Source organism: Burkholderia theae, assembly GCF_048565265.1.
GTDB classification, from domain to species: Bacteria; Pseudomonadota; Gammaproteobacteria; order Burkholderiales; family Burkholderiaceae; genus Burkholderia; species Burkholderia theae.
Genome location: NZ_CP183461.1, coordinates 1,286,145 through 1,296,031, shown reverse-complemented (window position 1 = coordinate 1,296,031; position 9,887 = coordinate 1,286,145). Strand labels below are relative to the sequence as shown.

The window sequence follows — 9,887 nt, the reverse complement described above, 5'->3', positions numbered from 1 at the left end:
CTTTCTCCCCACCCCTAATTGGATTCGTCGATCGGAAATACCGGAGGATCAACGAGCATCATCATCATCATTCCGCCGGGGAAGATGTTGTTCGTCGTGATCTCGCGCTCGTTATGCGAGTGCCACATGAACGCGAAGCCTGCTTCCGTTGCTGCCGGGTTCAGCTGTACGCCGCTCGGCGGCGTCGTGCCCGTCGGGGCCGTTGCGCGCGTCGTGGCGTCCGGACCGAGATACGGACTGCCGCCATACCAGGCGCCGTTGGTCAGGATGTTCGAGTCCGGCAACGTGACCGGCCCGCCGCTGGCGACCTTGCCGAACGGCGCCTTCTCGAGCGCCTTGCCGTGGTCCTGGCACCACTCGTAGTAGTTCGGCGCGTTGCGCGGGGCCGGCGGGTTCGACGCCGTCGTGTAGTAGCCGTTCGCGTCCGGCACGCAGACGGAGCCGTCGCCCGCGTAATGCCCGTAGACGTCCCAGTTCAGGCCCTTGCCGGTCCAGTAGAAAATCCCGTCCATCGTGACGCCCGGCGTCGTGGTGGTCGTGAACAGCAGCGGGCCGGCCGGCTGCCGCGGGTTCGCCGGGTGGTTCGGGTCGACCGGGCTGAGCAGCAGGTTGCCGTCACGCGCGAGCACGCGCACGTGATTGCCGTGCTCGTGGAACGGATGCTGCCAGCGGCCGGTGCCGATGATCCGCAGCAGCACCAGTTCGCCCGGGTGCATGTGCGGGTTGCCGTTGTACGGCTGGTGCGGGTACTGCGGCGCGTAGTTCGGATCCATGTCGTCCGGCATCGAACGGCCGTTGACCATGAAATAGGCCGGGTGATAAGGCTCGGTCTCGACGGTCATGCAGCTGTTCGGCCGGGTGCACGACGTATTCGCCGCGACCTGCTGCTCCGCCTGCTGATGGATGCGCGGATCCATTTCGGAGAACTGAAAAAGATACTCACGGTCATAGCAGGCCGCGCTGTTGTCGAATGCCGCCGCTGCGTTGCGGAAATCGTGCTGGCCGAACGGTCTGCCCGAATCCGGCAGCGCCATGCAGCCCGCCGTGTTGACCGCCGTGTTCGGCAGCACGATGATCGCGCCGTACAGCCCCATCTCGATCTGCAGATCGCCCTGCGTGCCGCTGTAGTACGTATGCGTGCCCGGCGTCGCCGCGACGAACGTGTAGGTCACCGTCGCGCCGTGCTGCGCTTCCTGCGCCAGCAGCCCGGCAACGCCGGAGGTGCCGGTGCAGGTCTTGCCGTCCGGGCTCAGGGTGCCCGTGCACACGACGAAGCCGGGAAACAGCATCGACGTGTTGCCGGCCGCCGCCGGCAGGTTGTTGGTGAGCGTCACGGTGATGATGTCGCCCTGCCTGACGATCAGCGTCGGACCGGGAATCTGCATCGTCGGACAGGTCGCGCCGGTAATCGTCGCCGGCGAGAACACGAGCGGCGTCGCGCTGGTCGCCGCGCAGCCGTAGCCCCACGAATAGACGCTCGTGCCATCGGGCTGGGTGATGCGCGCCTCCTGGGCAGTGAGGTTGAATACCTTGCCGGTAATGCCCGGCGCCGCAGCTTGCGCGTGCATCGACAGCAACGCGGCGAGCGTCGCGACGCCGACGCGGGCGAGCCGTCCAAGGCGGGCGAGCGTCGCGGTCCACGCATGGTGAGTGATGTGTCCCACGGCTTTTCTCCTCAGTGCAGGACTTCCCGGCCGGGCCTGCCCGACGACTCGGGCAGGCCCAGGTCATCAAAGAGTGCAATGCTTCGTGATCGGATCCACCGCACTGCAGATGTGAACCTCGGTCATCAGGCCGCCGAAATTCTCCTGATCGTTCGACAGGTGATCGAGGTTCGGCGTGTACAGATAGAAAATCTGGCCCGAGTGGTATTTCGACTTGTCGCTGGCGTCGAGAATCAGGTCGAGCGACTCGCCGCCACCGAGCGTGATCGAATTCGTGTCGTAGGCCATGTTGTTGCCGGCCATGTCGCGCAGCATGCGGGCATTGATCGCGACCACATGCATCGGAATCCCGAGCGATGCCAGCGTCTGGTATTCGGTCACGTCGAGATCCGAGATCCGCAGCAGCGCCCGGCCGCCGGCCGGGATGTTGATCAGCGTCGACAACGGCTGCGACGGGTGCATCGAGCTGTCCGACGCGGGCGTCGACATCGCCCCTTCGGTCACCGTGTCCGGATAGCTGCGGCCATTCAGCAGGAAGAACTTGTCCTTCATGTCGGTGAACGGCTCAGGATTGAACGTCATGCCGACGAAGTGGAAATTCGGATCGAAGCCGTGGATCTGGATCGGATACTCGACGTCATACGCGGTCGAGCCGTCGCCATCGTTGTACGCGTACAGCGACAGCGTCGCCGGCGTGGTCGGCGGAATGGCGGGGTTGGCCGCGCGCACGAGCCCAGTGTCCTGCTTCGGTAGCGGCGTCGAGCAGAGAATGTCGTTGCCGCAGCGCGTGCGCAGGTCGGACTGCTGGGTGACCAGCGATTCGTACAGCGACACGCCCGCGGGCACGCGGTCCTGGCGCGGCCGCACGTAGATCTGGCCGACCATGCCCATCTGCAGGTGTTCCGGCGGTGTGATGTGGCAGTGCCAGAAGTAGGTGCCCGCATCCGGCGCGAGGTAATAGTAGGTGAAGCTCGCGCCGATGTTGATCGCGACCGACGCATCGGGCACGCCGTCATAGAACGACGACGCGTTCGGATAGCCGTGGAAGTGCACCGTGTGCTTTTCGAACAGGTCCGGGCGCATGATCATCCCGACGTTCGTGAGCGTGAGGAAAAACTCGTCGTCCTCGTCGATCGCCATCATCGGCGCCGGCTGGTTACCGTTCATCACGCCGATGTCCATGATCGGGCGCGGGTCGACGTGGCCGGTCAGCGCGCCGCCCGCATCCGGATCGGGGGCCAGGCCGACCGCGCCGTTGTAGGTCGGGTCGGTTCTGGGATCGCCGACGGTGTTGAACACCGACGCGAGCTGCGTGCCGGGCAGGCCGGCCTTGATGTCCGCGAGCCCGGACAGCGGGCCGAACGCGAACAGGTAGGTCTGCACGCCGTTGGCCATCGTGGCGTAACCGTCGCCGCCCGAGATCTGCTGGCACTTGATCGCGCCGTTCACGGCGCCGGTCGACGTGGAACCCTGGCCCGTATAGGACGGCTGCGTGTAGGCGGGCTCGCCGACGCCTGGCGCCAGCGCGGTCGGATGGGACGGCGTGGTGGGCGGGCACTGAACTCGAAACGACTGGGCAAACGAAGGAACGGCGCACAGGAGGAGCAACAGTGCCGCCACACTGCTGCAATACGCGCGGGTACTGAACATATGACCTCCATCCTAGGGGTCAACCAGCGATACGCGCTGGACGTCATGCTCTGCTGCGGACGCGGGCTGGCGACGTTATCGCACTGACCCGTATCTGGATTCTGCAGATGGACGCGTCGGCCCGGCATGGGGCACCCCCCTACTTTTGCGTAGGGGGCCCCCGGCGAGCGGGGGTGTCATGCTCGGTACGGCGGCGGGTGCGAGGCCCGCTGGCCGCGCCCGGCCGGCGCCAGTCGGGCGTGCGGCGGACCGGCGTCGTGCGCCGGCGCAGCGGGCGGATCCGGACGGATCGGGGCTACCTGGCGGACCCGCGATCGGTGGGCGTGCCGCGCGGCGGATCGTCGGGCGACAAGCGCTCGGACCGGGTCACAGCAGCGTGCGACGGAACATGGCGGGAGTCACGACAGCCGTTGTCCACGCCGCCCGCCGACGGACTGGCGCGCGCAGTGCGGGGGGAAGGAAGATCGACGGCGTATTGTGGAAATCGTCCCGATAGCCGAAATTAATTAAAATCATGGGCCGGGCAATGTCGGGCGCGTCGAACGGCGCGGACTTCGCTGCCGTGGAACGGTATTCTTTCGATCCCGGCCGGCTGGACTTTCACCGAACAACGGGCAAAAAAAAGCGCCACGGAGACCGTGGCGCTAAAAAAGTTCTAGCCATTCCGAGGGCCGTGCTAGAACCTGAGAGACTGCGCGAAACATCGTTGCCGGTTAAACTCTTGAAACGATGTTTCGAAAACGTGAGACATTCTTTCCGTTTCCGCCCGACAAGTCAAGCGGTATTTGCACCGGTTCATGTACTTTCCGGCAATGCTCATTTGAGCGTTTTCCTAATAAACCAAGGGTGAACCCGTAAAATCTCATCCAATGACCGGTTCGCCCATGGAACATGCATCTTTTGACAATAGTCCTACAATACCAACAAAATTGAAATCGAGTTTCGGAATTAGAGAGAATCCCTCGTGTCGACCACTGTAACCCCGCCTGTATCCCGAGAACGCGAATCGTCGCCCGACGAGATCACCGCGCTCGCCCGCGGCCTCGCCGTGCTGCGCCGCATCGCGGCTGCCGACGCCCCCGTCAGCAACCGCGAACTGACCGAATTGACCGGCATCCCGAAGCCGACCGTGTCGCGCATCACCGCGACGCTCGTCAGCGCCGGCTTCCTGTTCCAGCTGCCCGACAGCGAGCGCTTCGTGCTCACCGCGTCGGTGCTCGAGCTGAGCCACGGCTTCCTGCGCAACTTCGACATCCGCGCGCGGTCGCGGCCGTTCATGATCGAGCTGGCCGAACGCACGTCGCTGTCCGTGCACCTCGCGGTGCGCGACCGGCTCGACATGGTCGCGATCGACGTGATCCGGCCGCGCTCGGCCGTGCTCGTCACGCGCCTCGAGATCGGCTCGCGGATGGACATCGCGCGCACGGCGGTGGGCCGCGCGTATCTCGCCGCACTCGAGGACGACGAGCGCCGCCTGCTGCTCGACTCGCTGCGCACCACGGCGGGCGACGACTGGCCGCATGTGTCCGCGCGCCTGAACCCCGCGCTGGACGACGCGATGCGCGAGGGTCACGCGATCGCGATCGGCGAATGGCGCGAGGGCCTGAATGCGGTCGCGGCCGGTTTCGTCGGCCCGTCGGGCCAGCGCTATTCGGTGAATTGCGGTGGCGCGTCGCATCAGTGCCCGCCCGAATGGCTGCAGGAACACGTGGTGCCCGCGCTGCACGAATGCATCGCGAAAATCACGCGCGAGATCGGCGGCGCACCGGCCCGGCGCGTCAGCATGTAATCGATTCGTCATCGTTCTGCCGTGTTCTGTAACGACCGTAACCCGTTGAAAGATAGACCACTGGACTGTAACGGGGACGGCACGTAGGATCATGCCCATCGTCGCGCCGCATTCGCGGTGCGCACCGCTCTTTTCCCGCGCGGGTCGGCGGGGCCCCGGACCGAGCCGGCCCTCCCGACACCGCATGCCCACGCGCAGCCCAGCAAGCAGTCCGCTTCCCGGCACCCCGCGCCGTCTTCCTGACAGAAACGATGGATAACGAACAAAAGCCCACGCCCCCTTCGAAGGATCCTGCCGCACCCGCTGCACGACGTCCGCGCCGCACGCTGCTGGTCGGGACGATCGCGGTCGTCGTCATCGGCGGCCTGCTGTGGTGGCATCCGTGGAACCGCACGCCCGCCGCCACCGCCGCCGGCAGCGCGGCCCAGGGGGCGAGCAGCGGCGGTGGCGCGCGTCACAGCCGTGGCGGCCCCGCCGCGATGGCGAACCTGCCGCAGCCCGTGTCGGTCGCGACCGCGACGCAGGGCGAGATGCCGATCGTGCTGTCCGCGCTCGGCACCGTGACGCCGCTCGCGAACGTGACGGTCAAGACGCAGCTGTCGGGCTACCTGCAGTCGGTCGCGTTCCAGGAAGGCCAGATCGTCAAGAAAGGCGACGTGCTCGCGCAGATCGACCCGCGTCCGTACCAGGTGTCGCTCGAGAACGCCGAAGGCACGCACGCGCGCGACTCGGCGTTGCTCGCGACGGCCCGCCTTGACCTGAAGCGCTACCAGACGCTGCTGTCGCAGGATTCGATCGCATCGCAAACCGTCGATACGCAGGCATCGCTCGTCAAGCAATACGAAGGGGCGGTGAAGACCGACCAGGCCGCGATCGATTCCGCGAAGCTGAACCTCACGTATGCACGCATCACGGCGCCCGTGTCGGGCCGCGTCGGCCTGCGCCAGGTCGACCCCGGCAACTACGTGACGCCGGGCGACAGCAACGGCATCGTCGTGATCACGCAGTTGCAGCCGATGAGCGTGATCTTCACGACGTCGGAAGACAACCTGCCGCAGATCATCAAGCAGGTGAACGCAGGCCAGAAGCTGTCGGTCACCGCGTACAACCGCAACAACACCGTGCCGCTCGAGACGGGCTCGCTCGCGACGCTCGACAACCAGATCGACACGAGCACGGGCACGGTCAAGCTGCGCGCGAACTTCGATAACAAGGAAGGCATGCTGTTCCCGAATCAGTTCGTGAACACGCGGCTGCTCGTCGACGTGATGCGCAATGCGACGATCGTACCGACGTCCGCGGTGCTGACAGGCTCGATCGGCCAGTTCGTCTACGTCGTGAAACCCGACAACACGGTAACGGTACGCAAGGTCACGCCCGGCCCGGTCGACGGCGAACGCACGAGCATCGTCAGCGGCGTCGCGCTCGGCGAGCGCGTGGTGACCGACGGTTCCGACCGCCTGCGCGAAGGCGCGACGATCTCGATTCCGGCCGACAAGCCGAAAGGCGCGTCAGGCGCGCACGGCGCCGGTGCGGCGTCGGGTGCATCGGGCGCGGGCGGCCATCGCGGCGGACACAAGCACGGTGCGTCGCAAGCAGCGGCCCAATAACGCGCGGGCCGCTCGATGAATCCATCCCGCCTCTTCATTCTCCGGCCGGTCGGCACCGCCCTCCTGATGGCGGCGATCATGCTGGCCGGTCTCGTCGCACTCCGTTTCCTGCCGCTCGCCGCACTGCCCGAGGTCGACTATCCGACCATCCAGGTCCAGACCTTCTACCCGGGCGCGAGCCCGGAGGTGATGACCTCGTCGGTCACCGCGCCGCTCGAACGGCAGTTCGGGCAGATGCCGTCGCTGAACCAGATGTCGTCGCAAAGCTCGGCCGGCGCGTCGGTGATCACGCTGCAGTTCTCGCTCGACCTGCCGCTCGATATCGCCGAACAGGAAGTGCAGGCCGCGATCAACGCGGCCGGCAACCTGCTGCCGTCCGACCTCCCTGCCCCGCCGATCTACGCGAAGGTCAACCCGGCCGACGCGCCGGTGATCACGCTCGCGGTCACGTCGAAGACGCTGCCGCTCACGCAGGTACAGGATCTGGCGGACACGCGCCTCGCGATGAAGATCTCGCAGATCGCCGGCGTCGGCCTCGTCAGCCTGTCGGGCGGCAACCGCCCGGCCGTGCGCATCCAGGCGAACCCGACCGCGCTCGCGCAGTACGGGATGAACCTCGACGATCTCCGCACGACGATCTCGAACCTGAACGTGAACACGCCGAAGGGCAACTTCGACGGCCCGACGCGCGCGTACACGATCAACGCGAACGACCAGCTCACGAGCGCCGACCAGTACAACAGCGCCGTGGTCGCCTACAAGAACGGCCGCCCGGTGATGCTCACCGACGTCGCGACGGTCGTCGCCGGCTCGGAGAACACCAAGCTCGGCGCGTGGGTGAATTCGGAGCCCGCGATCATCCTGAACGTGCAGCGCCAGCCCGGCGCGAACGTGATCCAGACGGTCGACGCGATCAAGGCGCAGTTGCCGAAGCTGCAGGAAACGCTGCCGGCCGCGCTCGACGTGCAGATCGTCACCGACCGCACGACGATGATCCGCGCGGCCGTGCGCGACGTGCAGTTCGAGCTGCTGCTCGCGGTCGGGCTCGTCGTGCTCGTGATGTACCTGTTCCTCGCGAACATCTACGCCACCATCATCCCGAGCCTGTCGGTGCCGCTGTCGCTGATCGGCACGCTCGCGGTGATGTACATGGCCGGCTTCTCGCTGAACAACCTGTCGCTGATGGCGCTCACCATCGCGACCGGCTTCGTCGTCGACGATGCGATCGTGATGATCGAGAACATCGCGCGCTACGTCGAGGAAGGCGATTCGGGGCTCGAGGCCGCGCTGAAGGGCTCGAAGCAGATCGGCTTCACGATCATCTCGCTGACGGTGTCGCTGATCGCGGTGCTGATCCCGCTGCTGTTCATGGGCGACGTGGTCGGGCGCCTGTTCCATGAGTTCGCGATCACGCTCGCGGTGACGATCGTGATCTCGGCGATCGTGTCGCTCACGCTCGTGCCGATGATGTGCGCGAAGCTGCTGCGCCATTCCCCGCCGCCCGAGAGCCACCGCTTCGAGGCACGCGTGCACCGCGCGATCGACTGGGTGATCGCGCGCTACGGGGTCGCGCTCGAATGGGTGCTGAACCGCCAGGGCTCGACGCTCGTGGTCGCCGTGCTGACGCTCGTGCTGACCGGGCTGCTGTACGTGTACGTGCCGAAGGGCTTCTTCCCCGCGCAGGATACGGGCGTGATCCAGGCGATCACGCAGGCGCCGCAGTCGATCTCGTACGGCGCGATGGCCGAACGCCAGCAGGCGCTCGCGGCCGAGATCCTGAAGGATCCGAACGTCGACAGCCTCACGTCGTTCATCGGCGTCGACGGCAGCAACATCACGCTGAACAGCGGCCGGATGCTGATCAACCTGAAGGCGCGCGACGACCGCTCCGAAACCGCTGCGCAGATCATCCGCGACCTGCAGCACCGCGTCGCGAACATCACGGGCATCTCGCTGTTCATGCAGTCGGTGCAGGATCTGACGATCGACTCGACCGTCAGCCCGACGCAGTACCAGTTCATGCTGACGAGCCCGAACCCGGACGAATTCGCGACCTGGGTGCCGAAGCTCGTCGCGCGGCTGCAGCAGGAGCCGTCGCTCGCCGACGTCGCGACCGACCTGCAGAGCAACGGCCAGTCCGTTTACATCGAGATCGACCGCGCGAGCGCCGCGCGCTTCGGCATCACGCCGGCGACCGTCGACAACGCGCTGTACGACGCGTTCGGCCAGCGCATCGTGTCGACGATCTTCACGCAGTCGAACCAGTACCGCGTGATTCTCGAATCCGAACCGAAGGAGCAGCACTACGCGCAATCGCTGAACGACATCTATCTGCCGTCGGCCGGCGGCGGCCAGGTGCCGCTGTCGTCGATCGCGGCGTTCCACGAGCGGCCGTCGCCGCTGCTGGTCGCGCACCTGTCGCAGTTCCCGTCGACGACGATCTCGTTCAACCTCGCGGCCGGCGCATCGCTCGGCGAGGCCGTCAAGGCGATCGACGCCGCCGAGAAGGACATCGCCCTGCCCGCGTCGTTCCAGACGCGCTTCCAGGGCGCGGCGCTCGCGTTCCAGGCATCGCTGTCGAACCAGCTGTTCCTGATCCTCGCGGCGGTCATCACGATGTACATCGTGCTCGGCGTGCTGTACGAGAGCTACATCCACCCGATCACGATCCTGTCGACGCTGCCGTCGGCCGGCGTCGGCGCGCTGCTCGCGCTGATGATCACCGGGCACGATCTCGACATCATCGGGATCATCGGCATCGTGCTGCTGATCGGTATCGTGAAGAAGAACGCGATCATGATGATCGACTTCGCGCTCGAGGCCGAACGCGTCGAAGGCAAGCCGCCGCGCGAGGCGATCTACCAGGCGTGCCTGCTGCGTTTCCGGCCGATCCTGATGACGACGCTCGCCGCGCTGCTCGGCGCGGTGCCGCTGATCGTCGGCTCCGGCGCGGGCTCCGAGCTGCGCCAGCCGCTCGGGATCGCGATCGCCGGCGGCCTGATCGTGTCGCAGGTGCTGACGCTGTTCACGACACCCGTGATCTATCTCGGCTTCGACTCGCTCGCGCGCCGCGTGCGCGGCTGGTTCGAACGCCACGGCCCCGATGCCGGCAAGCGCACGGATGCGTAAATGAAACGACCCCCACGCTTACTTCGTTCGCGTGGGGGGGCGCAG

5 protein-coding genes are annotated in these 9,887 nt (G+C 66.3%); 3 read left to right on the top strand and 2 right to left on the bottom strand.

The features are described from left to right. Positions 1-14 precede the first annotated feature (14 nt). A complete protein-coding gene (locus ACN22W_RS06090) occupies positions 15-1,664 on the bottom strand; it encodes a multicopper oxidase domain-containing protein (RefSeq protein WP_419686774.1) in 1,650 nt (549 codons plus the stop codon). Between the two features lie 66 nt (positions 1,665-1,730). Further along, positions 1,731-3,314: a multicopper oxidase domain-containing protein gene (locus ACN22W_RS06085; RefSeq protein WP_412022184.1), complete on the bottom strand. Its 1,584-nt coding sequence runs from the start codon at positions 3,312-3,314 to the stop codon at positions 1,731-1,733. Between the two features lie 964 nt (positions 3,315-4,278). Between ACN22W_RS06085 and ACN22W_RS06080 the strand changes: the two genes are divergently transcribed. The 3 genes from ACN22W_RS06080 to ACN22W_RS06070 all read left to right on the top strand — a co-directional run bounded on the left by ACN22W_RS06080 (position 4,279) and on the right by ACN22W_RS06070 (position 9,842). Continuing rightward, the gene (locus ACN22W_RS06080; protein WP_048249443.1) at positions 4,279-5,103 is read left to right on the top strand and encodes an IclR family transcriptional regulator; all 825 of its coding nucleotides are present in this window, start codon (positions 4,279-4,281) and stop codon (positions 5,101-5,103) included. 251 nt (positions 5,104-5,354) lie between these two features. Continuing rightward, entirely contained in the window at positions 5,355-6,713 is a 1,359-nt protein-coding gene (locus ACN22W_RS06075) for an MdtA/MuxA family multidrug efflux RND transporter periplasmic adaptor subunit (RefSeq protein ID WP_419686772.1), read from the top strand. Between the two features lie 15 nt (positions 6,714-6,728). Continuing rightward, positions 6,729-9,842 carry an MdtB/MuxB family multidrug efflux RND transporter permease subunit gene (locus ACN22W_RS06070; protein ID WP_412022186.1) on the top strand — a complete coding sequence of 1,038 codons (3,114 nt, stop codon included), beginning with the start codon at positions 6,729-6,731 and terminating at the stop codon, positions 9,840-9,842. Positions 9,843-9,887 lie beyond the last annotated feature (45 nt).